This window comes from Phenylobacterium sp. (assembly GCF_004297125.1).
GTDB lineage: Bacteria > Pseudomonadota > Alphaproteobacteria > Caulobacterales > Caulobacteraceae > Phenylobacterium.
The window spans coordinates 40,288-63,486 of the sequence record NZ_SCVD01000007.1; the positions used below are offsets into that span (position 1 = coordinate 40,288).

General features: G+C 68.8%; 22 protein-coding genes and 1 tRNA gene. 13 read left to right on the forward strand and 10 right to left on the reverse strand.

Features of this window, described 5'->3' with window-relative positions; translation table 11 throughout:
• Window positions 1-114 precede the first annotated feature (114 nt).
• Complete coding sequence (gene aroA, locus EPO51_RS04215) at window positions 115-1,497, reverse strand: 3-phosphoshikimate 1-carboxyvinyltransferase (protein ID WP_293346289.1); 1,383 nt, start codon at window positions 1,495-1,497, stop codon at window positions 115-117.
• 125 nt (window positions 1,498-1,622) lie between these two features.
• Between aroA and EPO51_RS04220 the strand changes: the two genes are divergently transcribed.
• The 4 genes from EPO51_RS04220 to EPO51_RS04235 all read left to right on the forward strand — a co-directional run bounded on the left by EPO51_RS04220 (window position 1,623) and on the right by EPO51_RS04235 (window position 4,176).
• Window positions 1,623-2,075: a TIGR02300 family protein gene (locus tag EPO51_RS04220; RefSeq protein ID WP_293346540.1), complete on the forward strand. Its 453-nt coding sequence runs from the start codon at window positions 1,623-1,625 to the stop codon at window positions 2,073-2,075.
• Between the two features lie 161 nt (window positions 2,076-2,236).
• Window positions 2,237-2,312 (forward strand) — tRNA-Ala (locus EPO51_RS04225).
• 287 nt (window positions 2,313-2,599) lie between these two features.
• Entirely contained in the window at window positions 2,600-2,836 is a 237-nt protein-coding gene (locus EPO51_RS04230; RefSeq protein WP_293346291.1) for a hypothetical protein, read from the forward strand.
• 248 nt (window positions 2,837-3,084) lie between these two features.
• Complete coding sequence (locus tag EPO51_RS04235) at window positions 3,085-4,176, forward strand: Fic family protein (RefSeq protein ID WP_293346293.1); 1,092 nt, start codon at window positions 3,085-3,087, stop codon at window positions 4,174-4,176.
• A 218-nt stretch (window positions 4,177-4,394) separates the two neighbouring features.
• On the opposite strand, the gene EPO51_RS04240 is transcribed toward EPO51_RS04235, so the two are convergent.
• Both EPO51_RS04240 and EPO51_RS04245 read right to left on the reverse strand, forming a co-directional pair.
• On the reverse strand, window positions 4,395-5,618 hold the full coding sequence (locus tag EPO51_RS04240; RefSeq protein ID WP_293346295.1) for a DUF3363 domain-containing protein: 1,224 nt from the start codon (window positions 5,616-5,618) through the stop codon (window positions 4,395-4,397).
• A gap of 355 nt (window positions 5,619-5,973) precedes the next feature.
• Window positions 5,974-6,906 (reverse strand): DUF2493 domain-containing protein, encoded by a 933-nt coding sequence (locus EPO51_RS04245; protein WP_293346297.1) that lies wholly within the window; start codon window positions 6,904-6,906, stop codon window positions 5,974-5,976.
• Window positions 6,907-7,524: 618 nt separating this feature from the next.
• Here EPO51_RS04245 and EPO51_RS28035 point away from each other — a divergent pair.
• On the forward strand, window positions 7,525-8,016 hold the full coding sequence (locus EPO51_RS28035; RefSeq protein WP_363200082.1) for an SRPBCC domain-containing protein: 492 nt from the start codon (window positions 7,525-7,527) through the stop codon (window positions 8,014-8,016).
• Window positions 8,017-8,408: 392 nt separating this feature from the next.
• Here EPO51_RS28035 and EPO51_RS04250 read toward each other — a convergent pair whose 3' ends face one another.
• Entirely contained in the window at window positions 8,409-9,458 is a 1,050-nt protein-coding gene (locus EPO51_RS04250) for an IS110 family RNA-guided transposase (protein ID WP_293346299.1), read from the reverse strand.
• Between the two features lie 226 nt (window positions 9,459-9,684).
• Between EPO51_RS04250 and EPO51_RS04255 the strand changes: the two genes are divergently transcribed.
• Together EPO51_RS04255 and EPO51_RS04260 are read left to right on the forward strand one after the other, a co-directional pair.
• Window positions 9,685-10,389, forward strand: a complete 705-nt coding sequence (locus tag EPO51_RS04255) for a hypothetical protein (RefSeq protein WP_293346301.1) — start codon at window positions 9,685-9,687, stop codon at window positions 10,387-10,389.
• Window positions 10,307-11,029, forward strand: a complete 723-nt coding sequence (locus EPO51_RS04260; protein WP_293346303.1) for a hypothetical protein — start codon at window positions 10,307-10,309, stop codon at window positions 11,027-11,029. Before EPO51_RS04255 ends, EPO51_RS04260 begins: the two co-directional genes overlap by 83 nt.
• Before the next feature lie 107 nt (window positions 11,030-11,136).
• Here the strand turns inward: EPO51_RS04260 and EPO51_RS04265 are convergent, their stop codons facing one another.
• Window positions 11,137-11,349 (reverse strand): hypothetical protein, encoded by a 213-nt coding sequence (locus EPO51_RS04265; RefSeq protein ID WP_293346305.1) that lies wholly within the window; start codon window positions 11,347-11,349, stop codon window positions 11,137-11,139.
• Between the two features lie 114 nt (window positions 11,350-11,463).
• Between EPO51_RS04265 and EPO51_RS04270 the strand changes: the two genes are divergently transcribed.
• The gene (locus EPO51_RS04270) at window positions 11,464-12,537 is read left to right on the forward strand and encodes a hypothetical protein (protein WP_293346307.1); all 1,074 of its coding nucleotides are present in this window, start codon (window positions 11,464-11,466) and stop codon (window positions 12,535-12,537) included.
• Between the two features lie 230 nt (window positions 12,538-12,767).
• On the opposite strand, the gene EPO51_RS04275 is transcribed toward EPO51_RS04270, so the two are convergent.
• Window positions 12,768-13,181: a single-stranded DNA-binding protein gene (locus EPO51_RS04275; RefSeq protein ID WP_293346308.1), complete on the reverse strand. Its 414-nt coding sequence runs from the start codon at window positions 13,179-13,181 to the stop codon at window positions 12,768-12,770.
• Between the two features lie 39 nt (window positions 13,182-13,220).
• The gene (locus EPO51_RS04280; protein WP_293346310.1) at window positions 13,221-13,571 is read right to left on the reverse strand and encodes a single-stranded DNA-binding protein; all 351 of its coding nucleotides are present in this window, start codon (window positions 13,569-13,571) and stop codon (window positions 13,221-13,223) included.
• A 441-nt stretch (window positions 13,572-14,012) separates the two neighbouring features.
• Here EPO51_RS04280 and lpxI point away from each other — a divergent pair, with 441 nt between their 5' ends.
• Window positions 14,013-14,807 (forward strand): UDP-2,3-diacylglucosamine diphosphatase LpxI domain-containing protein, encoded by a 795-nt coding sequence (gene lpxI, locus EPO51_RS04285; protein ID WP_293346312.1) that lies wholly within the window; start codon window positions 14,013-14,015, stop codon window positions 14,805-14,807.
• Here the strand turns inward: lpxI and EPO51_RS04290 are convergent.
• Complete coding sequence (locus EPO51_RS04290) at window positions 14,804-15,514, reverse strand: hypothetical protein (RefSeq protein WP_293346314.1); 711 nt, start codon at window positions 15,512-15,514, stop codon at window positions 14,804-14,806. The genes lpxI and EPO51_RS04290 overlap by 4 nt on opposite strands.
• A 223-nt stretch (window positions 15,515-15,737) precedes the next feature.
• Between EPO51_RS04290 and EPO51_RS04295 the strand changes: the two genes are divergently transcribed.
• Genes EPO51_RS04295 through EPO51_RS04310 form a run of 4 tightly spaced genes read left to right on the forward strand, consistent with a single transcriptional unit; the run spans window position 15,738 to window position 19,847 of the window.
• Window positions 15,738-16,985: a nucleotidyltransferase domain-containing protein gene (locus EPO51_RS04295; RefSeq protein ID WP_293346316.1), complete on the forward strand. Its 1,248-nt coding sequence runs from the start codon at window positions 15,738-15,740 to the stop codon at window positions 16,983-16,985.
• 23 nt (window positions 16,986-17,008) lie between these two features.
• The gene (locus EPO51_RS04300) at window positions 17,009-17,566 is read left to right on the forward strand and encodes a type II CBASS E2 protein (protein ID WP_293346318.1); all 558 of its coding nucleotides are present in this window, start codon (window positions 17,009-17,011) and stop codon (window positions 17,564-17,566) included.
• Window positions 17,563-18,735, forward strand: a complete 1,173-nt coding sequence (locus EPO51_RS04305; protein WP_293346320.1) for an SAVED domain-containing protein — start codon at window positions 17,563-17,565, stop codon at window positions 18,733-18,735. Before EPO51_RS04300 ends, EPO51_RS04305 begins: the two co-directional genes overlap by 4 nt.
• Complete coding sequence (locus tag EPO51_RS04310) at window positions 18,732-19,847, forward strand: D-alanine--D-alanine ligase family protein (RefSeq protein WP_293346322.1); 1,116 nt, start codon at window positions 18,732-18,734, stop codon at window positions 19,845-19,847. Before EPO51_RS04305 ends, EPO51_RS04310 begins: the two co-directional genes overlap by 4 nt.
• Here the strand turns inward: EPO51_RS04310 and EPO51_RS04315 are convergent.
• Both EPO51_RS04315 and EPO51_RS04320 read right to left on the reverse strand, forming a co-directional pair.
• Window positions 19,844-22,288, reverse strand: a complete 2,445-nt coding sequence (locus EPO51_RS04315) for an AAA family ATPase (protein WP_293346324.1) — start codon at window positions 22,286-22,288, stop codon at window positions 19,844-19,846. The genes EPO51_RS04310 and EPO51_RS04315 overlap by 4 nt on opposite strands.
• Before the next feature lie 375 nt (window positions 22,289-22,663).
• Entirely contained in the window at window positions 22,664-23,152 is a 489-nt protein-coding gene (locus EPO51_RS04320; protein WP_293346326.1) for a GcrA family cell cycle regulator, read from the reverse strand.
• Between the last annotated feature and the right edge of the window lie 47 nt (window positions 23,153-23,199).

The following is a 23,199-nucleotide window of genomic DNA, read 5'->3' on the forward strand; positions in this document are numbered from 1 at the left end:
CGAGAGGGGAGAGGGTGGGGTGAGGGGCGGCTGGGCGACGCTGGCGGCCCGTCAAGGGCCCGCGGATGATCATGGCTGAACCGGGAGCGGCGGTGGACGAGACTACGCCGCCCCTCACCCTGCCCTCTCCGCTCTCTCGCGTTGCTCGGGGGGAGAGGAGTCCAAGATCTCGGCGCCCAGGCCGCGCATCATGCCGACGAAGCCCGGGAAGCTGGTGGCGATCATGCCGGGCTCGTCCACGCTGACCGGCTCCTCGGCCGCCAGGCCCAGGATCAGGTGCGACATGGCGATGCGGTGATCGCCGTGGGTGGTGACCCCCGCGCCGCCGCCCACCAGGTGGTTGCCGCGCTTGGCGCCGATCACGGTCAGCGTCTCCGGCTCTTCCTCGACGCCGATCCCGCAGGCGGCGAGGCCGGCGGCCATGAGCGCGATGCGGTCGCTTTCCTTCACGCGCATCTCGCCGATGCCGCGCATGACGGTCTTGCCCGAGGCGAACGCCGCCGCCACGGCCAGGATCGGATATTCGTCGATCATCGAGGGCGCCCGCTCGGGCGGGACCTCGACGCCCTCCAGCTCGGAATGCCGCGCGGTGACGTCGGCGACGGTCTCGCCGCCTTCGTCGCGGACGTTGGTCACCGAGATGTCGGCGCCCATCTCGCCCAGGGTCTCCAGCAGGCCGATGCGCAGCGGGTTCAGCAGCATGCCCTGCACGGTGACCTCGGATCCCGGCGTCACCAGGGCCGCCACCAGCGGGAAGGCCGCCGAGGACGGGTCGCCCGGCACGTGGATCTTGGTCCCGCGCAGCTTCTGGCCGCCCGGCAGCACGATGCGGCGCCCGGCGCCCGCCCCTGTTGCATCGAGGGGGCGCACCTCGACCTCGGCGCCGAAGCCGCGCAGCATGCGCTCGGTGTGGTCGCGGGTGGCCTCGGGCTCGATCACCTCGGCCCCGCCCTCGGCGTGCAGTCCGGCCAGCAGCACCGCCGACTTCACCTGGGCCGAGGGCTCCGGCAGGGTGTAGGCGATGTGGCGCAGGTTCCCGCCCCTCAGGGTCAGCGGCAACCGCCCGCCGGCCCGGCAGATCCAGGTCGCACCCATCTCGCCCAGCGGCTTCAGCACCCGGTTCATCGGCCGGCCACGCAGCGAGCTGTCGCCCGTGAAGGTGGCCGCCATGTCGAAGCCCGCCGCCGCGCCCATGATCAGGCGCACGCCGGTGCCGGCGTTGCCGCAGTCGACGACGTCGGCGGCCTCGGAGAAGCCGCCCCGGCCCTCGACGCGCCACTCGCCCTCCCCCAGACGCTCCACGCCGGCGCCGAAGGCGGCCATGGCCGCGGCGGTGCGCTTGACGTCGTCGCCTTCGAGCAGGCCTTCGATCTCGGTCACGCCGGTGGCCAGGGCGCCCAGGATGAGGGCCCGGTGGCTGATGGACTTATCCCCCGGAGCGCGGACGGTCCCTCTCAAGGGACCCGCGCGCCTGGCGGTCAGGTGGGCCGCCGTCATCTGCAGAAAACGCCTCCGGGATAGGGGAAATGCCGAGCGCGGATGCTTTGACAGCCGCCTTCCCGCGTGGCAAGGGACGCCGCCTTTCCGCGCAAACCACAGACATTTTTAGAGGGTCGCCGCCTTTGGCAAATCCCGAACTGGGCACCAAGCAAATCTGCCCGAACTGCCAAGCCAAATTCTACGACCTCGGCAAGCGCCCGGCCCACTGCCCGAAGTGCGCCACCGAGTTCGATCCCGACGAGGCCGTCCGCAACCGCCGCGTCCGTGCCCGGACGATCGTGCCTGAGGACGATCAAGTCGAGGATCAGGTCGTCGAGAAGGAAGCCGACGAGGACGAAGAAGAGGAAGAGGCGGCGACGCCCGAACTCGACGAAGTCGCCGACGAGCCGCCGCTGGTCACCGACGACGACGAGGCGGACGAGCCCGCCGCCGTCTCCGAGGACCTGGGCGAGTTCGCCGACGAGGAGGAAGTCGAGGAAGACGACGCCGACGTCCCATTCCTCGAGGACGAGGAAGACGACGAGTTCGACGAGACCGAGATCGACGGTCTGCCGGGCGAGGACGACGACCGCTAGGACCAAGGTTTGCGAGGCCGGGAGACCGGCTTCGCGACCTTCTTTGGCGGTGCGCGGCGCCTGCGACGAAAAAAGCCTGAATGCGGGCTTGATCGCAGGAACCGCTTTGAATAGGTTCCGCGCCTTCCTGGGGGGCCAGCCTCTCCGGAAGACCCGACCTCGGGGCTATAGCTCAGCTGGTAGAGCGCTTGAATGGCATTCAAGAGGTCAGCGGTTCGACTCCGCTTAGCTCCACCATGGAGGCCCCCAGTAACCCACTGGGGGCCTTCACCATTTTCAGGCAAGCGCCTGAGCGCGCATACCAATCCTACGAAAGCCGAGCCGGGCTGGGTACCACCGGGGTACCACTTGCAGTCTGCCACTGCCCGGCGTTTCGCCGCGTTCCACGCAGCGTCAGGTGTTTCGCCGGCGCCACGCCAAAGACTGGCCTGCCCGAAGCGCAGCCTGGCGGAAGGGGGGTAAGGTTACGTATCGACGGACGATCGTGATCGCGGCGATGATGTCGCCGGCACGGAGACCCGTAGATGCCCAATGCCCCAGCGTCCGATATCGAGTCCGCAAAGCGGCTCTACAGCAACCTCGTCAGGGCCGTTCTTGATCTTGCCGCGGACTGTCCCGAGAGCCGCCACGTCGTCGCGCTCGCCATCATCGTCGACGCTTTCCACGACGACATTCTGCGCCCGCTCGAATGTGGGCGCCGGGCGGGACGGCCGACCCTGGTCGAGACCGACCAGGTCGCGGGTGACCGCAAGCTCCACTGACGTCGGGTCTGCGGCACGCGTCTGCGGAGTTCTCGGCGAACCGAGGCGGTCTCCCGGCTCTCGGCGCGGGAAGTCCACCGGCAATGTGCATAGGTCGGCGGCTTTTCCAGACATGTGCGACGCACATGCATAGGAAGCGGCGACTTTCTTGACGCGTCCAGCCGGCATGTAGGGAACTTCGACGAGGTCTATACACGTCCTCCGATTATGTATAGAAAATCGCCAAATCCTATACAGGTCGGTTCCGAATGGCCTTGGTCGCCAGCCACGTCCCACCGCTCCTGCCACTGTCCGTGGACCTGGAGACCAAGCGGGTCCTCAAGAAGCTCGCCACTGCACACCGCGCCTTGGCGGAGCTGAAGGGCGCGGCCGGCCTTGTGCCGAACGAGGCGATCCTGATCAACACGCTCTCGCTGCAGGAGGCGAAGGACAGCTCGGCGATCGAGAACATCATCACGACCCACGACGACCTCTATCGCAGTGACGACATGGCCAACCGGTTCACGAGCGTCGCGGCGAAGGAGGTCTACGCCTACGCGCGCGCGATGAGGGAAGGTTTCGACACGGTCCGCGCGACGGGGCTGATCACCATCAACGACATCCTGGCCATGCAGGCGACCCTGGAGCGCAATCAGGCGGGCTTTCGCCGCCTCCCCGGCACCGCCCTGAAGAACGACAAGACCGGGGAAGTGGTCTTCACGCCGCCCCAAAGCTACGAAGAGATCGCGCCGCTGATGGCGAACCTCGAGCGCTTCATCAACGGCGAGGACACGCTCGACCTTGATCCTCTCGTGAAGATGGCCGTGATCCATCACCAGTTCGAGACCATCCATCCCTTCTACGACGGGAATGGCCGGACCGGACGGATCCTGAACATCCTCTATCTGGTGAAGGAGGACCTGCTGGGCACGCCGGTGCTCTACCTCTCGCGCTACATCAACCAGCACAAGGCCGACTACTATCGCCTGTTGCAGGCGGTCCGGACCGATGGCGTCTGGGAAGAATGGCTCATCTACATGCTGGACGGGGTCGAGCAGATGGCCGGCCAGACGACGCGGCTCGTCCATCGTATTCGCGACCTGATGCTCGACCACAAGGTGCGGCTGCGGCGTGAGCTCCCGCGCATCTACAGCCAGGATCTGCTGAACAACATGTTCAGCCACCCCTACAGCAAGATCGCCTTCGTCGAGCGCGATCTCGGGGTCAGCCGCATCACCGCGACACGCTACCTCGACGAACTTACGCGGATCGGCCTGATGCGAAAGCACAAGATCGGCCGCGAGAGCTACTACATGAACCGGGCGCTGCTGGACCTCCTGGGGAATATCCAAGCCGTCTAAGCCCAGAGCCCGACCCAAGGCTCACATTTCAACGGGTCTATTCCGCGCGCCTCTCGCGAGCACGGAAGCGAACGAGAAGCGCTTGCGGCTGAAATGGACTCGACCTTGATCTGCGCACCCTGAGGCGTCGGCATGAGCTCGACACGCAACCTCTGAGGGCAGCCAACTTCGCGCGAAGCCTCCACCCGACGACAGTGCATATGGCAGGCGGTTGGGGCTTAGCGCTCGAGACCGCTGGATCGAACCGACGTCCCGATCTGAGCGCCCCTCGGCCCTGCGGCCAGGTCGATCGTCTTGCCGAGCTCCGGGAGCTGCTGCGCGAACGCGAGACGCGCGTAGTGCTCGACCCCGTCCCGGTCGCGCACGATGACCCACGCCGCCCCGCCCAGCTCATCGTGCGTGCCACGGCCGACAACCCGGCCGCGCACCCGCCCAGCGCCAAGTTCCCGGACGGTGCGCCCCGTCTCGAGACGCCGCTGGTGAAGGGTTCGGATGATGTCCTGGCGCAGCTGAAGGCCGCGCAGGCGCGGCTCCATCTCGTCATGTAGTCGATACCGCTGCCCGACCCGCGCCGCGAGGCCCAGCGCTTCCAGTTTGCGGAGCCGGCCGCGTGTCAGGGCCGCCCAGGCATCGCTCCCACCGACACCGTCGTCGACCATCCGCTGCTCGTCGGCGGCCTGCTCCAGTCGGCGGTCGAAACCAGTAAAGCGATCGGCTTGGGTCTCGCGCCAGATGCGGCGCTCCGCTTCGGCCCGGGACAGATCGCCCAGCCGCTCGTGGGCGATTTCCTGGGCCCGAGCCCGGAAGCCGTAGCCCATGTAGTCCCGGGGAATTACGAGGTCTCGGCCATTGGCCTTGCGGCCCCGCACGACGACGTGGGCATGCGGCTGGTCGGTGTCGAAGTGGCAGGTCCCCACCCAGGCCAAGTCCGGCTGGCCGAGATCCGCGCTCACCCGGCGCATGACCTCGCGCGTGTAGTCGCGAAGGTCGGCGATCCGGTCGCCGTGCTCCGGCGAAATGATGAAACGGAAGTGGTGGCGGTCGGCGCCCCAGCCGTCCGTGATCTGCGCAGCGTCGACGCCGTCCTCGGCGCGGTCGAAGAACTCCGGACGCTCGCCGTCGGCCCCGGCGCCGGCGCGGCCGAGATAGGCCAGGTGCTTGCTCAAGGCCTCACCGCGCAGGGCGCCCTGTCCGGTGTGCCGGGAGACCAGACCCTTGACGATGACGCGCTGGCGCACATCCAGACGGAAGGCGCGGCCCGACCGCTTCTGCGCCGTCCTGAGCACGCCGGCGCGGTCGCCGAGCGCGAAGAGGCGGGACGCGGCCAAGCGTTTCATCATACCCAGCCGGACGCCATTACGATCCGCCTTCAGGGTCCGCGGCAGGCGTGCGATCCGGCCGCGATCCGGTTCACCGTCGTGCGCCTCAAGACGCGCCTGCATGGCTTGGCGGACCTTCATCGGAAGTCTTCGACCTTCAGGCTGAGGCCGCGCGTCATCGCAAGTCGTCCGATCGCGTCGTCGCGCCGCTAACCGTCTGAACAAATACCGGAAAGCGGAACGCCAAAATACTCTTTTATCTTGCCCTCCAGACCAAAAACGCCCGGCACATCAACAATGATCAATCGCAAACAACTTGAGACAATCAGTATCCGGCACCCCGACGCTTGGCTGATGTACGCCGAGTCGGGTCGGTATTGTCGTCTGGCCTTCGGTCCCGCCCCCTCAACCCGACGACCAAACGAAGAAAAGCCCGCCCGGCCGAAGCCAAGCGGGCAAGGGAGAAGAGAGGTTGGGTCTAGGCCGCCTTGGCCAGGATCGCCACGTGCCGGACGCCGCGCGCCGTGGCCTGCTGCGCCAGATTTAGCGCCGGTCCGAACGGATGCGAGCGTTCCGCCCGGCCGAGCTCCAGCGACTGCGCCAGGGTCAGGCAGCAGGTTGGCTCCAGGGCCAGCAGATCATCGTTGGCTCGGAACGGCGCCGCCTTCCCGTGCCGATCGAAGTCCGCCCGCGCGAGCACGAGCGTCACCGACTTCTGCTGCGCCCAGCGTATGGCGATCCGCTCCGCGCCCTTGGCTCCTGTCGTGGCCAGCGCCATGTCCGGCCACTCCGACTTGGCCCAGTTCAGGGCGTCGAAGATCCGCTGCGCGTCCTCCGCGCTGTCGGCGAACGGCGCGGCCCGGAAGGCGACCACCGGACCGCCCGGGTCCGCCTCGCCCCGACGCCGGCGCTCCACGGCCCGGATCGCCGCCTTAGCCTCCAGCTGCGCCGCGGTCATCCGCGTGCCGCGCCGGCTGCCGCGCCACGCCGTCCAGACCTCGCCGGTCTGGGTCGTGTAGACCTCGGCTGCGGCATCGCGGACCAGCTCGGCCGCCGCCTGCGCCACGTCCGCCGCGCGCGTCACCCGCGTCGCCTCCTGCAGCTCGGTGTCGGCCAGCTCGGAACCGTCGAAGTCCCGCTCCAGCAGCCGCATCCGGTCTCGCGCCCGGTCCCCGTCGCGTTCGATCCGGCCGGCCGCCGAATGGAAGGCGCCGATCAGGCTCTCGCACAGGATGGTCTGCACATCTTCCAGGGCCGTGTCGCCGATGAGGTCGATGAGTTCGGTCATCAGCACATGGCCGAGTTGAACCAGCGCGTCCTCCGTGGGGTGCGGACGGATGTCTTCCAGGGCGGCGGCCTGGACGTCGAAGCGCGTGTCGGAGGCCGAGAAGGCATGAAGGGAGAAGGTCATGACGATGACTCCAAGATGAGGTGAAGGATCGCCGTCGCGCCCATGCGCAACGACCTTTCCCCCCGCCACGTCGGGCCCCGGGGAGTCACCGGAGCGGAGCCCTGAGGGCGGAGCGGAGGGGAACGGCCGCAGGCCGTTGACGCCCTGGGTGACGTGATAGGGTTGGAGGTCGTTGTGTGGTGTGCCCCCTCAGTAGCCGAGCCCGCGAGGCGGGCCCGCCGATGCGTTCTCTAACCGCCTGCAACCAGCTGGCCGCTAACACCCGGAATTTCCGGGGAATTTCTGGCGCTTAGCTCCGGCGTCCGTGTCAGGTCAGTGCGAAGATCCCGAATCGAACATTCGGTGGTGATCTGCGCCTCGAGCGCCTGTTTCGTTCCGCGCGGGGATCGCAACGCCCAGCCTGAAGAGACCGCAGGGCTCAGAGGGCGGCCCAGGGCGCGGAGACTCCCGCGGAGGCTCCGGGAGGCGTAGCCGAGTAGAGCCCGGCCCGCAGGGGCGCGTCAGCGAACGCCCGCTTTGCGCGCTGGACTCTATTTCCGGGTCCGACCCATGGCGGACGTTGGGCGCCACGCGCTACGGCCCTATGATCGGCGAGGATCTAAACGGCGGAGGCGGAGCATGGCCGAGGCTCCCTTGGGCAATATTTCTCCATGCTCGGACGGTCGCTACACCCTGACCTTCGAACGCAATCTACTTCATGCGCAGAGCCAGGTATGGCGGGCCGTTACGTCCGAGGAGCATCTGGGCTGCTGGCTCTCTGACGCAGAAATCGAGCTTCGGCCGCACGGGCGTCTTCGCCTGAGGGGCCAATGCAACATCGATGGCGAAGTATTGGAGGTTGTGCCGCCGGCCCTGTTTAGGTGGACGTGGCCTCACCCAGAACATCCCACATCGGAGGTTCAGATAGCTGTTGCGGCCCTAGCCGAGGCAGCATCGCGCGTGACCCTTGTTCAAACTGACTTACCCAAACGCCACGTTCTTGACGTCGCGGCCGGCTGGCACACGCATCTCGACGCCCTTCCTGCAGCAGTGCTTGGTCACCGTACGCCGTTCAAACCTGACCGTGCAGCCGCGCATTACCGCAGGTACTCGGCGACGCTTTCGGCTTGAGCCCGCAAACCACCCCCCTCGGAAATTCGCCGTGTCCGCTTCTTGGTTGGAAGTGGTCGGCCGGGCGCCCCTCAAAGTCACGCGCGCAGTGCCGATGGCGCGCGGAGCGCGCGATCGAGCCTGCCTACGATCCCTGCGAGATCGGGCGCCCGGCCGTTGCGCAGCAACGGCGGATGTCGTCGTACGCAATCGTGTGCCGCTACCGTGGAGAAGGTCCAGATGTCAGGCGCATGGTTCTCTTCGAGGTCGGGCGAGCCGCCTCATCCTGGGTGGTTCGGTGGGAGTGGCGTCTCAGGGTTACACGCGCGGTCGGGGCACGCGATTGACATTGCGAGATCGCCAGACCCGTCGTCCTGACACGGACGCTTCCGCCTGGGAGCGGAAGATATAGATCAGGCCGCCGCGGTCGCGGGCGGCTCCGATCGCCATTCGAACTGTGTGCCGTCGACCCAGATCGCGTGGAGCAGCACCGCAAGTTTGCGGGCGACGGCGACGCGCGCCCGCTTTAGACCGTTCTTGCGGGCGAGGCGCACGCCCCAGGCCTTCAAGGCGCACCACGAAGGGACCTGGTGCAGGAGGACGCCGGCGGCCTCGTACAAATATGTCCGCGCGAGCTCGTCTCCCGTCTTGGAGATGCGGCCGGTCCACTCGGACTCGCCCGACTGATAGACGCGGGGCACGAGGCCCAGATACGGGCCCACAGCCTGCGACTTGGTAAAGCGCTTCGGGTCGTCGATGGCGGCCTTGAAGGCCAGCGCCGAGATCGGGCCGATGCCGGGGACGGTCATCATCCGGCGGACGTCGTTGTCGTCTCGGGCCAGCCGGACGAGCTTCGTCGTGATGGCCTTCAGCTGCTCCTCGGTGGCGACCAGGACCGCCAGCAGAGGATCCAGCACCGGCCTCGCCCACTCATGCTCGGCAGCGAGCGCCTGCACCTTGGCGCGGAAGCCCTTGCCGGCGGTGGAGGTCCGCGCGAGTCCGAAGACCTTGAGGGCGCCGCGCAGCTGGTTGCTGACGTTGCGCACGACCTGCATGAGCTGCCGGCGCGACAGCAGCAACGCTCGCATGAACTGAGCGTCCATGCTGCGCACCCGCGCCTCGCGGTACCACCCCAGACGGACCAGCTCGGCGAGGCCGCGCGCGTCGTTGCGGTCGGTCTTCTGGACGCGCAGCGACAGCGCCCGGTGGGCATGGCGCGTGTCGAGGCAGACCACGGGCAAGCCCTGGGCCTGGAGCTCGCGCCAAAGCCACGGCGCCGTGGTGCCGGTCTCCATCCCCACGCGCTCAAGCTGGCCCGCAGCGTGCTTGCGGACTGCGCCGGCGATCATCGAGGCGTCAGTGGGAACCTTCGTCTCGAACAGTTTCTTGCCCGTACCGTCTACGATGCACACGGCTGTCTCGGCCAACGAGACGTCCAGGCCGACATACGATTGCTGCTGCATCCCGAGATCCTCCTGCTGGTGGGTGCTGCCGCCCACCGTGCTGGTGGAGTGGCGCCGATAGGAAGGCGGTTATGCCAGGTTACCCGAATGGGCGGAGACCCGGCACGGGGCTCCGGGAGCCGCAGGCGACTAGAGCCCGACCCGGCCGCAGGCCGGGGCACGCCAAACCGCTTGTCAGCCTGGGCCGGGTCCGCCAGACCGCGCGTCCGCGAAGGAGCCTGCCCGGATGACCGCCCTTGCCGACATGGAAGAGCTGCTGGCCTCGATCAGCAACAAGGAGATGGTCGACTACATGCGCGAAGCGCTGACCTGCTACGGCGCCGGCGCCTACCGGGGCTGCATCGTGATGAGCTACCTGGCGCTGTTCGACGACCTGAAGCTCAAGCTGGCCGAACTGGCCAAGATCAACGGCCCCGCCAAGGCGATCTGGCTGGAGGTGGAGAAACGCAGCGGGAACCAGGAGGTCTTCGAGTCCTTCATGGCCGACCAGCTGCAGGCGGCCGACCTGATCACCAAGGCCGAGCACAAGCAACTGGAGCTGATCCGCGACATCCGCAACCGGGCGGCCCACCCGTCCGGCGTTCACGCCAAGGCCGAGGAAGCGCGCTATGTCTACCGGGTGGTCATCGACGACTTCCTGAGCCGCCAGCTGCTGAAGACCACCCACGCGGCCGACGCGGTCCTGGCGCGTCTCACCAAGGACAATCTCTTCCCCGGTAACGACTTCGACGATCACATCCTGATCGCCAAGGCCGAACTCGCCGAGGTCAATCCGGCGGCGCACGCCTACCTGATCGCCAAACTCGTGGCGGCGCAGCGACGCGGCGATGGAGAAGAACGCCCGCCGGATGATCGGGAGCCTTTCGGCGGGCGACGACGCGGCCATCCAGGCCTTGATCCGCCGCAAGCTGATCGAGGACCAGTCTCATGACGCGGACTACGCCGGCTGGATCGCGCGCACCATCGGCGCCAACGGCGCGATCCTGAAGGGTCTGAAGGCCGACGCCGTCCTGCGGGTCCGCGCCCTCCTGATGGCTGGCGTCGACGCCCCCGCCTCGCGCTCGGTGTCCGTGATCATCCACCCCGCGACCCAGCTCGCTTCGATGATAGATGGGCTGGGAGAGTCGACCGTGTTGGCGGATTTCGGCGCGTTCGCGGAGGCCGTCCTGCAGCGCTATCCGTATGCGGCGCCGATCCTGGACGAACTCGGCGACGCGCCGAAGCTGCGCGAGCAGCTTGTGGGCGTTTGGCTGAAGAACGCACGCTCGTCGCAGTTCGACACCGCCAACCCCTTCGCCCAGGCGGCGCCGCAGCTGGACGACTACGCCAAGGCCGTGCTCAGCGACGAGCAGGCCTTCCGACTTGTCATCGGCGTGGTCGAGGCCGCCGACTGGGGCGCCCGCCGCGCCAAGGCGCTGCGGGCGGAAAGCTTCGCGAGCACGCCGACCATCCGCGAGATGGCCCTACGCCAGGCAGAGAAGAAGCCGAAGGCGAGCGCGGCGCTGGTCGAGAAGGCCTTCCCGGGCACGAAACTCGTGGCGTTCCTGACCGACGAACTCGACGCCGACTGAGACCCCGGCCGGACGAGCCGCCCCCGGCGGCTCCGACGTCATGAAGTGAATGCGCTGGGCGGGAGTCCCGTCGTCGGCGCGCGCCGGCCGCTCAGGCGTGGGTCCGGCTAGACCAAGTGCATCGAGTGGGACGTGAACGTGAACCGGTCGAAGTGCTTGGCCAGATCCTGCAAGGCCCCTTGCCCGCGGCTGGCGGGGAAGACCCGGTAGAGGCGCTCGCTCTCCGATACCTCGACGTCGCGCTGGTAGACGGCGAGGTCGCCGTCGGTCTGGAACTCGGCCCGGTGGCCGATCAACGTTTCCGTCGTCTCGATGCGCATGCCGCCTCCTGATCCGGAGCGGATCCTACCAGACGCGCCCGCGATTCGATTGGCCTTTGGCTTTTCCGACCCGCCGACCTGGAGACGGCCGGCGCCGAGGGCTATGGCAGGGCCATGACCGCCACGCACGACGATCCCGTTCAGGACGACGCCATCGTCGGCGAGGACGGGCGCATCCTGCTGTTCGGGTGTGTGCGCTTCATCCGCGACATCTGCGAAGGGGACGGCTGCTTCATCTGCGGCGCGCCGCACCGTGAAGACTTCAACGACGAGCACATCGTCCCACGCTGGATCCTCCGGCGCTACGGGCTGTTCGACAAGGAGATCACGCTGCCGACGGGTGAGCGCCGCAAGTACGGCGGCTACCGTGTGCCCTGCTGCGAGCCCTGCAACAGCCTGCTTGGCCGAACGGTCGAGGACCCGGTCTCGCAACTGCTTGATGGCGATCCCGCCACCGTCGCGGCCCGCCTGGACGACAAGGGCCGGGAGCTGCTGTTCGTGTGGCTATGCCTGCTGTTCCTGAAGGTGCACCTCAAGGACGGGCGCATCCCCGTGCACAAGGACCGCCGGCGCGGGGACGCGCGGATCGGCGAGGCCTATGACTGGGCCGACCTGCACCACGTTCATGCCGTGGCCCGGGCGCCCTACACGGGCGCCACCCTCATGCCCGAAGTCATCGGCTCGCTGCAGGTGTTCGAGATCGCGTCGTCCACCGTCGGGGGCGACTACGACTACCTCGACTTCACCGACGCCCAGACCGTCCTCGTCCGGGTCGGGAAGATCGGCATCGTCGCGACCCTCAACGACAGCACGGCCGCAGAGAGCGTCTGGTCCGACCGGTTGGATCTGATCACCGGTCCGATCAACGATTTGCAGCTGCGGGAGGTCGCGGCCATGTTCGCGCTCGCCAACCGCGATCTCATCGGCCGTCCCGCCTTCATGACCTATGTCGCGTACCGCAGGTGGGCGACGATCGCGGCGCAGCGCCCACCGCTGCGGCTGAAGGACTTCGACCCCGAGGCGTTCGGCGCCACGCTGCTCTTCGCCGTGCGCAACCACGTCCAGGCCAGGGCAATCGAGGTCGACGGGACCCGCGATCCCGAGGCCGTCGCCAAGGCGATCGCCACCGGCTACGTGCGTTTCCTGACCCATGCGGGCGAATTCCGCCCGCCGGGGCCGCCGGCCTGAAGGGGTCCGCGCGCAGCGCGGGCGGGCCCAGAGGCGGACGCCCGTCTTCGCCCCATGCGCGCCGACAGTCCAGGAGGTCGAAGACATCAAGCTGCGCGGCCCCTCTCGCGCGACCACGCTCAACCCTGTGCGCAATCTGTCCATATCAGGTCAAACCCTGTTCCGGCGGCCAGACGCAGAAAGCCCCGCCGGCGGAGCCGGCGGGGCCATTAGGTCAGCGGTGACAGGCGCTAGAACGGGATCTCGTCGTCGGGATCGACGCTCGGCGAAGGACCGGCCGGGGGCTCGGTCTCGTCCACGTCGTCGTCGATAGCGCGCTTGGACTTAATGCGCAGGTTTTCGACGACGAGCCGCAGGTCGTAGTGCACGACGCCGTCGCGCCCGGTCCAGGTGTCGTTCTCGACATGGCCGGACACCACCACGCGGGCGCCCTTCTTGGCGTAGGGCGAGATGTAGGCTTCGGTGGTCTGCTCGTTGAAGCAGACGCAGTTGAAGCCCGTGGTGCGCTCGCCCCGTTGCCCGTCGCCGCGCCGGAAGCGGGCGGTCTCCAGGACGCGGAAGCTTGCCCGGCGCTTGCCGGAGCCTTGGGCGGTGAGGATCGACGGGTCGGCGGCCAGATAGCCGTCAAGGATCACGCTTTGCATGGTCAGTCTCCTTGGAAGGAATGGGATTACGGAAAGAGGTCAGGCTGCCTGGGCGGCCGGGACCCCGGCCGAGCGCTCGGCCGCCCAGTCGAGCACGGTGAGCGAGCGGATCACCAGCTCCTTGGCGGCGCGCTGGCCGCCCTCGCGGGCCTCGTAGAGGTTGTCCACGAAGGCGCCGATGGCCATCACCTCGCAGCCGCTGGCCAAGCCGGGCGCGATGACCTTCTCGTTGAGGCCCTTGGCCCAGCTCACGCAGTTGACGCCCACCACCCGGTCGGCGCCGCCAGTGTCCCGGCCGCGGTTCTCCAGCAGCCGGAACACCGCCTTGCCGAAGTCGTCGGTCACCTGAGGGTCGGCCGCCAGGCGGCCCACGAACACAACGTTCTGCATGTCAGTCTCCTTGAGATCGAAGCTGTCGGGAGACCACCTCCCAGCCTGTGCTTCGCCCCGCGGAGCCCTTCCCTCCTTCCCAACCGGCGCGGCCCTCGGCCGCGGCGGCGCCTCGCGCCAGCCCTGGCATGCGCGGGCCGACCTCGCCGGCCTCGGAAACCGCAGACCATGTCGCCGCTAGCGCGGTCAGACTGGCTATCGATTAGACGTGCGGCCCAGCCGGATGCGGCGAGCGCTGACGCTCTGTCCGCCGCGCGCGCCGCTCGCCGCGCCATCTGGCGCCTGGCGCCCACATCCAGCTTCCTCAAGACGCGGTGCGGTTGTGCTCTGCGCCGGCACGCAGCGTTGCGGGTGCAAGGAATCAGCCTACGCCTGTGATTGGAGGCTCCCGGGGGTAGGTTGTCAGAACACGAAACCAGAGGGCCGCCCGTCGGTCTGCTCATGGGCGTGATCGTCGGAGGCGGGGGCTACGGGCCGCGGCTCGCCGCGGAGATTCGTCGCGCGGGCTACCCAACCATCGAGTACAGTTGGACGCCCTTCAATGGAGGGCGGCGCTGGGTCAGCCCCACTGACCTCGACGACGTGATCAAGATCTTCCTCGAAGACGGAGTCACGGACCTGCTTCACGCGGGCACCTTCAGCGTAGCGCAGATCCTGTTGGGCGGCGCCCCGATCTTCTGGCGCCCGGCCACGCTGGCGCAAGTCTTCCTCACGCGTCGCGGCATGCGCGGCGGCTTCTTCCAGCCCTACGACAAGCGCCTGGAGACGGCGGGACTCCGCCTGCGTACGGCGCCCGAGCTGTTCGATGCCTATCGTCCTGTTCGCGGTGCGATGGGTCAGACGCGACCACTCTCCGGGGAGCTACCGAGACTGGCGCGTCTGAAGGCGATCGCTCTCGGCGAACTCGCCCGCCGGGATTCGCAACTCCACCTGCCTCAGGCGGTGATCTTCGATGACGAAGAGCCTGTCCACTGGGAGCGCTGGGGCACCGACAGGCTCTGCCGGCAAGCCCGCCTGACCGCCAAGGGCGCGGCACGACGGACGCTGGTCAAGGTCCTACCGCCCGGCATGCCGCCGATGCTCGATCCCCCGACGATCGGCACCCACACGGTGGTCGAAGCCAAGGCCGCCGGTGTGGATGTGATCGCTCTAGACACGCTCCACGGGCTCATCATCGACCGGACGGCGACCGCCGCGCAAGCCGACGCGGCAGGCATCGTGCTCTGCGGGATCTAGATCGTTCCGACCAGTTGGCCCTTCGGAAAATTCTCGAGCAGCATCGCGAGCTTCTGGCCGCCGTACCAGTCGTGCTTGAGGAAGCGGCCGCCTGCGAACACGTAGTAGTCGGCCGACCGCTTGGGGTCGGCGATCACACCGTAGGGAAAGGCAGACATCCAGGGTTCAACCTGGATCTGGGGCGCGCTGGCCGCGTCCGCGGGGAGCGTTTGGCGCAGCAGATCGGCGTCTTGATCCGTCGCGCAGTAAAAGCGCGTGCGGGCGCCGGGTCGACCGGCAAGCCGCACCATCATCGCGGTCGCCTCGGGATGCGCTTCCTGGAGATAGGCCAGGTCCGGAAGCACGATCCAGAGTTCGCCATATCGGGCGAGCGTCGCCTCGTCACCCTCTGCGGTCGTCATCGCTTTGAGGTCACGCACGAGGTTGGGATCGCGGGCCCGCGAGCGCTGGAGGTAGTCGTATACGGGTTCGAAATCGAGCGCCGGATCCCGACTGCGGGCGGCGAAGAGCAGGGCGACCAGATCGCTCTTCTTGAAGTAGTCCGTCCGATCGGACAGGGCGGCTTGATAGAGCGATTGGCGCGAACGGCCGAGAGCTGCTGCCGCTTCCGTCTCGGTCATCCCTAAGGCGCCGAGAAGGTCCTTATCCGAGGCCAAGCCCCGGTCGTTTGGGCGGTCTGCGAGCAGGGACGTCATGGGTTCGGACATGGTGCCTCGGATCTCCGGCGCCGGCTGTCGACACGCTTGACTGTCCGGTGCTTGGCCGGGGCCGTCAAGCGGTTCGCGAGCCGCCGACTAAAGCTTTCACCTGAGGATTGCAAGGACGTTAAGGGCAACCGTAGTGGGTAAGAAAGCATGTGGGATATGTAAGAATCTTGACAGCTCCACCGCGAATCCTTAGATGTGGAGGTGAGATAACGAAGGTGTTCCCATGACGTTCCTGCTGAAGGACAGTTCGAGCCACATTCTCGACGAGCGGGACGCCTTGTTGGCGAGCTCGCTGGTGCGCATCCAGCTGCCGCCGAGCGACTACGCGAAGGCCGACCAGCGCTATCAGACGCTCGCCGCCTGGATCGAGCGTGAGGGGAGCGCGCTGAAGGGGCGGGTGCTTCTGGTGTACGGCCAGGGCAGCATGGCGATCGGCGCCGTCGTGGCGGCCAAGGCGTCGAACGACGAGTTCGACGTCGACGCGATGGTCGCGCTCTCACTGCCCGAGGACAGCGACCCCGAGACCGTTCTTGACCTGCTGTATCGCGTGGTGCGCGGGGAGCCGGGGTCGCGCTACTACGATTGCACGGTGCGTTGCAGCCGCTGTGTTCAGGTCCGCTACGCCGACGGCATGCACGTGGACCTGACGCCGGCCGTCCCGCGCGCCGGCCGCCCCGAGCGCGAAAGCATCATCTTCCACCACCGCGCCGAGACGCCCTCGGTTCCGGGGCAACGAGTGATTGCCAATCCCTATGGCTTCGCAGACTGGTTTCGCGCGAATACCCCGCCCGATGCACTGTTCAAATCCGTGCTGGATGAGTACGCAGCGCTGGCCCGTGTGCAGAAGGCCGAGGCCGAGCCGCTGCCCGGTCCGCGCGAGCCGCACGAGGCCTCGCGCGCCGTCGCCAGCCTTCAGCTCATCAAGCGGTTCCGCAATCTACGGTACAATGACCGGGACGCGCGCTGTCCCCCCAGCGTGATGCTGTCGAAGCTGGTGGCCGAGCACAAGGTGCTGGGGGCCGGCCTGTCGCGCGCCCTGCTCTCGCACGCGACCAACCTGCGCGATCTGTTCGCCGCCGAGCAGGCGTCCGGTCGGCTCATCGAGGTGCGCAACCCGGCGTGCTGGGCGGACAATTTCAGCGACCGCTGGCCGGCCACCGCCAAGGATCAGGCGCTCTGGATCGGCGACCTGGACCGCCTCGTGGCGCGGCTGACCACCTACGTGCACGGCGACCTCGATCTGTCGCAACGCCAGGCGATCCTGGCGGAGCTGTTCGGCGAGACCGCCGCGCTCAGCGCGGTGCGCGCGCTGGGGGAGCAGATCGGCGCGCAGAAGGCGGCGGGCCAGTCCCGCCATACCCCCGGGGCCGGGCGGCTAATCCTCCCGATCGGCGGGATCACGCCGGCCCTCGGCCGCGTCACGCCGCGCACCGACTATTTCGGAGGGACCGTCACATGGCGTCCCCGCTGAGCATTCTAGCCCAGGATGCGGAGATGCGGCGCATCTGGCCTGGCCTGCGGACCATCGTGGCCGCGCCGGGGTGGGGTGTCTGGCGCGGGATCGTCAAGCCGCTCGGCCGCTCCTACGAGATCGAGATCAGCTACATACGCCCGATCGGGTGGGACGGGCACACGCTCGCCCACGCATGGTTCCCTGAGGTGCGCGTTCTGAGCCCCCGACTTTCGCGTCGTGCCCAGGCGCCGCAGACGCCGATCCCACACATTTACGCCGACCCGGAGCGTCCGGACCTTCCGCTCCTTTGCCTGTTCGACCCGCGCACCGGCGGCTGGCATCCCAGCCAGGCCATTGCGGAAACGATCCTTCCCTGGACCGTCAGCTGGCTGGGGTTCTACGAAATCTGGCAGGCGACGGGGGATTGGAAGGGCGGTGGGGCGCCGCACGGCGACCTTTCGACGGGATCTGAAGAGCGTCAGCCGCTGGCCCGGCGCGATCGGCGGCCCGTCCTGGCCCGGGACCTCGTCCGTGCAGCCTCGCCGGAGGCGCTCAACGCCGCCGTCGGCGCGGCGATCCACTTGGAGGCCGCTCGATGAACGCCGTGGCGAAAATCCCCGGGCGCAGCGGCGCCGTCGGCGCCAAGTCCCGGCTGGAGATCTGGGTGCGCTCGGGCGGGCGCTGCGAGTTCGAAGGCTGCAACTGCGAGCTGCTGGGCGAGGAGCTCTCCGGTAGGCGCGGCGTGAACAAGGCGCTTGTGGCCCACATCGTGGCCGCCGCCGCGGACGGACCGCGCGGCGATCCCGTGCGCTCGTCTTTGCTCGTCAACGATCCCGAGAACCTGATGCTCCTCTGCCACGCCCACCACCGGCTGGTCGACGATGAGCACCCGACGGAGTATCCGGAAGCCCGGCTGAAGGCGATGAAGGCCGCGCACGAGGCGCGAATCCGCATCGTCACCGCCATCCAGCCGGACCGAGCGACCCAACTCCTGTACTACGCCGCCAAGGTCGGCCAGCACGACTGCCTGGTCACCGACGCGCTCGCCTTCGGCGCCGTCCTGCCGGACCGCTACCCGAAGGATGGGCGTGCGATCTCGCTCGGCCTCGGCGAGACGCCGATTTCCGACGTCGAGAGCGCCTTCTGGGACTACCAGGTCCAACACCTGCGCCGGCAGTTCGCCGCGCGGGTCAGCGAGCGCCGCGGCGCGGGCGAGGTCGGCCACCTATCGGTGTTCGCCGTGGCGCCCCAGCCGCTACTCATGGAGTTGGGTCGGCTGCTCGGCGATCTAGGCGATGTCGAGGTCCGCCAGCTCAGCCGGGAGCCGAAGGGGTGGGCGTGGCGCCCTGGAGGCCCGCCCATGAGCCTCGACGTGACCCCGCCGCCGGAATCGCAAACAGGCCGCAGGGTCGCGCTCAAGCTAGCGCTCAGCGCCGAGGTGACCGACGTGCGCATCCGCGAGGTGCTGGGCGCCGACGCGCCGATCTGGTCCATCGCCGCGCGGCGTCCCCACAACGATATCCTGCACCGGGCCGACTGCCTCGCAGCCTTTCGCGCCCAGATGCGCGACGTCTTCAACCGCATCAAGGCCCGGCACGGCGAAGACGCCGAGATCCACATCTTCCCCGCCGTTCCGGTTGCGGTCGCCGTGGAAGTCGGCCGAGTCTGGATGCCGAAAGCCGATCTGCCCCTGGTGATCTACGACAGCGTCCGGGGCGGGGGCGGGTTCGTCGCGCGCCACGGCATCGGGGAGAAACCGCCGCCGTGACCTTCGGGGCATGCACGACAGGTCACACGGCGCCGATCGCGGAGCGGTCGGCGCTGGATCGCGTGCGCGCCCTGGTCGAGCGCGGCCGCGGACTGGCGGCCGACACCGCCGTGTTCGTGCTGGCGAACCTGAAGGATCACACGGGCGAGGACGACGTCACGGACGTGCAGACGGAATACCTCAGCGAGGCCGAACTCGATCAGTTGGTCTCTGGGTTCCGGGGCGCAGGCTTCTACTGCGACCCCTTCACGGAAGAGGCGGCGTTCTGCCGCTGGGCCGCCGCAGACGGCGGCGCCCGGTTTCCGTTGTCGCGGCGCGCCGTCTACACGATCGCCCAACCGGGGCGCGGCGCCTCGCGCCACGCGCCCCTCGCGGGGGTGGCGCAACTGTTCGGCTTCACCCTGCTGTCGCCGCCCGCCTACGAGGCCTGTCTCTCCGCCCACAAGGGTCATGCGACGGTGTTGATGCAGGCCGCCGGCGTGCCGACGCCCGACACCTGGTCCTACCACCCGAAGCTGGGCTGGATTGGCCTTGCGCCGCCAGACGGCGCGGATGTCATCCTCAAGCCCTGTCTGGAATCCGCCAGCATCGGCGTCGATGCGCGGGCCCGTTTCCGCTTCGGCGACGCAACTCGGCATCGCGCCGCGGAATTGGCGGAGGCGCTCGGGCAGCCGGTCCTCGCCCAGGCCTTCGTGCCGGGCTGGGAAGTCGAGGTCGCGGTGCTGAACGACGGGACGGCCTTCGCGCTCGATCCGGTCGGCATCTCCGTGGCCGGCGTGGAGCGACTGGGCGACGGGTTCCTCGACTATCCGACGGTCTATCGCGACGGGTATGGCTTCTTCGACTTCGCCGCCCGCGAACCGCAACTCGCCGCTGAAGTGCGGGGCCACGCCGCACGCGCCGCCACCGTGCTGGGCCTTCAGGGCATCTCCCGGTTCGATTTCCGCATCGACGCCGAGGGCCGGGTGTTCGCTTTCGACATGGCTGGCAAGCCGCACCTCACCCGCCATTCCAGCGTCGCCTTCGGCTTCGCCACCCTCGGCTTGGACTATTCGGATGTCTTCGCCGCGCTTGTCGGGGGCGTCGACGCCGCGGGCGGCTTCGCGGCCTAGAGGTCCGACCAGAACTGGATGTCGGTGGCGAGCAGCGGCCGCGCGAAGAACGCCCAGCTCTCCCCGACCTGAGGCGGACCCGCCAGCGCCGTTTCCAACGTCTCCAGGCGGCGCATCCGTGGCCGGGAGCGCAGTATGGGGTCCAGCCGATGCATCCGCGCGGCGAGGAACGGCGGGCTGTACTCCGCGGTCTCCATCGCCTGGAGCGCCACGCCGGCGGCCGCCAGATGCCCCGCGACGGCGTCGTCGTGCCCGCCGAGCCAGGCCAGCACGGCAAGGTTGGCGGCAGTGAAACAGCCGACGTACGGCTGAGAGGCGCCGCGTCTTCGGAACGCATCGTAGGCGGCTTCAAGTCGCTCCCGCGCGGCCCCGGCCCGTCCAGCAAGCGCCTGGGCGGCGGAGAGGTTGATCTCCAGGAGCATCTCGTCGACGCTACGTAGATCACCCACCCGCACCAAGCTCAGGAAGGCGTCGGCGATCGGTGCGGCCGGCCCGCCGTTCAGCAGTTCGCAGAGCAGCACATTGCTCCAGACGAGCTGCGGCCGCGGAAGGACGACTTCGATGAGCGCCCCGTCGACCCTGGCGATCCGTCGGGCATGGGCCCGGGCCGAGGCGAAGCGCCCCAGCAGCATTTCGTTGGCGCAGAGATTGTTCAGGGTCGCGAGGTATTCGGCCGGATAGGCGGGCGGCGCATGGGGCGCATCCGGGGTGAAGAACCGTAGCGCAAGCTGCAGCCGGTCGTGGGCGATCTGCGGCGAATGGATCGCCTCGGCGCTCCGTCGGATCCGGTTGAGCGCCAACGCGGCGGAGGGGTCGAACGCGGCGCGCGGCCCGTGGACTTCGCGCAACATGCGTTCGATCCGACGTCCCTCCGCCGGCCGGCGGAGGTTCGAGAGCATCACGATCTGCAATTCCCTAGATCGACCCCAGAGCTCCGGCTCCGCCTCGCGCGCCTCGTCCAGGTCCTCGAGCAGCCCAAGCGCCTGCTCCACGGCGGCGTCCTCGTTCATCTCGCCAAGCCAATGGGCCCGCAGGAGCGTGAGCTCCCAACGCAGTGGTACGGGCGCGGCGGGCGCCGCCTGTTCGAGAATCTTGATGGCTGCGAGGCGGCCGCCCCGTTGATCCGCCTGCAGCGCCGCATCGATGGCGCGGGCGGCGGCGGCGACCGGATCGTCGACCGCGGCTGCGGCGACGGCGGGCGGGCTCCATGCGTAGCGGCCTTGCCGCACCCCGCAAAGGCGCTCGATGATCTCGAGCTGGCGCGCCGCGGCCATGTCGCCCGCGGCCGCGAGATGGGCGGCGCGGCGGCCGTAGTCGCCGGGGCGCAGTCGCGCCAGGCAAGCGGCCAGCACGCCGTGCGCCGCCCGTCCGTCGGCCCCGAGCGCGGCCGACACGATCGGTTGCAAGGTCTCGTGCGCGAGGCGGAGGCGATCGTCGGACAACGAGATGAAGGTAAGCGCCTCGGCCGCCGCCTCGGCCTGCGCCCGCGCCGCGTCAATCGGGCAACGCAGGGCACAGGCGAGTTCATCGAGGCCCAGCGCATCGCCGGATGCCGCGAGGAGCCCCATCAGCGCTGACAGTTCGCCTCCGGCCGAGGCGGCTGCGAGTCGACGACCGAGCAGCTGCTGGAACGTGGCCGCGCTCGCCTGAGCGATATCAGCGGGACCGCCCTGAAGTTCCTCGACCACCAGTCGGGAGAGGGCGAGGTTGCCGCCAGTCAGCAGATGAAGCGTGGCGATGTCGGCTTCCGGAAGTTCAGGCTTCAGCCCCAGCAGCCTGAGCACCAAGGCATACTCGGCCAAAGGGGCATACTGCTGTTCGAACGACATGGGATGCGCCGCGTCGAGCACGGCGTCGAGGAGAGGCAGGAGGGAGGATTCCGCGCGGGTGCGGTCGACGATGAGCACGACGGCGAGCCGGCGGAGCCGCCCGTAGTGTTCGTCGAGCCGGCCCCGCAGCAGGTCGCGCAGGAACCGCAGCGAGACCGGATCCCAGTAATGCAGGTCGTCGGCCACCAGCAGCGGACGGCGGCCGAGGGCGACTGTGAGCAGGCGGGCCAGGAACCGCTGCTGGCCCTCCGACAGCTGCCGGTGGCGCCCGCCGGCAAGGACGTGGGTGAGGGCCCGGTGGGCGATCTTGCCGAACGGGACGCCATCGTCGGCCAGGAGGTCGCCGAGGTCTTCGGCCGCGTCGGAGACCACCTCGGCGACCTCGCGCCGCGTGGGACGTAGGCTGGCGTGCTGCAGCGCGTGCTCGTCGACCTGCCGGTCGAGCCGGTCACCGCGCGTCCAGGTGGGGGAGAAACCGGCGCGCAGCCGCTCTACGATCCGTCCGGCCAGTACGGTTTTGCCGCTCGCCGTCGGTCCTTCGATCAGCACGCAGCGTCGACCGTCGCCGCGAAGCTGCGCGGCGGCCGTTGCGCACAGGTCGTCCTGCGCCAACACACTGCCTCTCGCCACGCGCGCCCCCTGCGCTCAACTCCCACAGCGTGACGCCACGCGCGCGACCGCCACCTCAGGGTGCACCATCGTCGACTCTCGCGCGCCGAACAAGATCAGCGACGCGGGCTCAACAGGCGGCCGAACCAGGCCGTCGAGCGGGCGCGTCGGCGCAGCAAGCCGCGCATCACCCCCTCGCGCCGGTACCGGTGCGACACGGAGGCGCCTGGGTCCGGGCCGGCAGGCGCCCGCCCGCATCCTGGGGCGAACTCGCACGCCCAAACCGCGCACGCGTTCCGCGGGCGAATTCGGCCCCCGACGGCCCAAACGAGCGCGGACGGCGGCGGCCGATGGGGATCGTGCGGACTGAGCCGAAACTCAGATCAGCCCGGCCAGCGCACGGCGTACAGTAGGATCTCGATCTGCCCGCCAGGCTGTCCCCGCTCGAACGCCGGCCGCCGAATGAGTGGGGCAGTAGGGGCCGTCGGCGGCGCGGCCGCAGAAGCTGAAGTCGGCGGCCTTGGGGTCGCCGATCGGCCATTTGCACATGTGGGCCTGAAGCCGGGACATGTCGTGTACAAGCCCTGGATCCTCCGGGGCGACCGGCACAGCCGCCCGAAGCCGCGGACGCGGGAAGGGAGGCGAGCGCTCGGGACGCGGCGCGCGCAGCGGCGACGTCCGCGGTGCGCGCCCCGGTCGGGAAGGGGTCGCGCGGCCGCTGAGGCCCAGGCGGTGCACCTTGCCGATGACGGCGTTGCGGGTCACTCCGCCGAGCTGCCGCGCGATCTGCGAGGCGCTGGCGCCGCTCTGCCAGAGGACTTTGAGGGCGGTGACGCGGTCGTCGGACCAAGTCGCGGATTGGGTCATGGGAAGCCTCCGGGACGCTCCACGCGAGCGCACCCGAACCGGCCCTC

Excerpts from the sequence above, each read along its gene's own strand:
- aroA (WP_293346289.1), bottom strand. The coding sequence starts at position 1,497 with ATGACGGCGGCCCACCTGACCGCCAGGCGCGCGGGTCCCTTGAGAGGG.
- EPO51_RS04230 (WP_293346291.1), top strand. The coding sequence starts at position 2,600 with ATGCCCAATGCCCCAGCGTCCGATATCGAGTCCGCAAAGCGGCTCTAC.
- EPO51_RS04235 (WP_293346293.1), top strand. The coding sequence starts at position 3,085 with ATGGCCTTGGTCGCCAGCCACGTCCCACCGCTCCTGCCACTGTCCGTG.
- EPO51_RS04240 (WP_293346295.1), bottom strand. The coding sequence starts at position 5,618 with ATGCAGGCGCGTCTTGAGGCGCACGACGGTGAACCGGATCGCGGCCGG.
- EPO51_RS04245 (WP_293346297.1), bottom strand. The coding sequence starts at position 6,906 with ATGACCTTCTCCCTTCATGCCTTCTCGGCCTCCGACACGCGCTTCGAC.
- EPO51_RS28035 (WP_363200082.1), top strand. The coding sequence starts at position 7,525 with ATGGCCGAGGCTCCCTTGGGCAATATTTCTCCATGCTCGGACGGTCGC.
- EPO51_RS04250 (WP_293346299.1), bottom strand. The coding sequence starts at position 9,458 with ATGCAGCAGCAATCGTATGTCGGCCTGGACGTCTCGTTGGCCGAGACA.
- EPO51_RS04255 (WP_293346301.1), top strand. The coding sequence starts at position 9,685 with ATGACCGCCCTTGCCGACATGGAAGAGCTGCTGGCCTCGATCAGCAAC.
- EPO51_RS04260 (WP_293346303.1), top strand. The coding sequence starts at position 10,307 with ATGATCGGGAGCCTTTCGGCGGGCGACGACGCGGCCATCCAGGCCTTG.
- EPO51_RS04265 (WP_293346305.1), bottom strand. The coding sequence starts at position 11,349 with ATGCGCATCGAGACGACGGAAACGTTGATCGGCCACCGGGCCGAGTTC.
- EPO51_RS04270 (WP_293346307.1), top strand. The coding sequence starts at position 11,464 with ATGACCGCCACGCACGACGATCCCGTTCAGGACGACGCCATCGTCGGC.
- EPO51_RS04275 (WP_293346308.1), bottom strand. The coding sequence starts at position 13,181 with ATGCAAAGCGTGATCCTTGACGGCTATCTGGCCGCCGACCCGTCGATC.
- EPO51_RS04280 (WP_293346310.1), bottom strand. The coding sequence starts at position 13,571 with ATGCAGAACGTTGTGTTCGTGGGCCGCCTGGCGGCCGACCCTCAGGTG.
- lpxI (WP_293346312.1), top strand. The coding sequence starts at position 14,013 with ATGGGCGTGATCGTCGGAGGCGGGGGCTACGGGCCGCGGCTCGCCGCG.
- EPO51_RS04290 (WP_293346314.1), bottom strand. The coding sequence starts at position 15,514 with ATGTCCGAACCCATGACGTCCCTGCTCGCAGACCGCCCAAACGACCGG.
- EPO51_RS04295 (WP_293346316.1), top strand. The coding sequence starts at position 15,738 with ATGACGTTCCTGCTGAAGGACAGTTCGAGCCACATTCTCGACGAGCGG.
- EPO51_RS04300 (WP_293346318.1), top strand. The coding sequence starts at position 17,009 with ATGCGGCGCATCTGGCCTGGCCTGCGGACCATCGTGGCCGCGCCGGGG.
- EPO51_RS04305 (WP_293346320.1), top strand. The coding sequence starts at position 17,563 with ATGAACGCCGTGGCGAAAATCCCCGGGCGCAGCGGCGCCGTCGGCGCC.
- EPO51_RS04320 (WP_293346326.1), bottom strand. The coding sequence starts at position 23,152 with ATGACCCAATCCGCGACTTGGTCCGACGACCGCGTCACCGCCCTCAAA.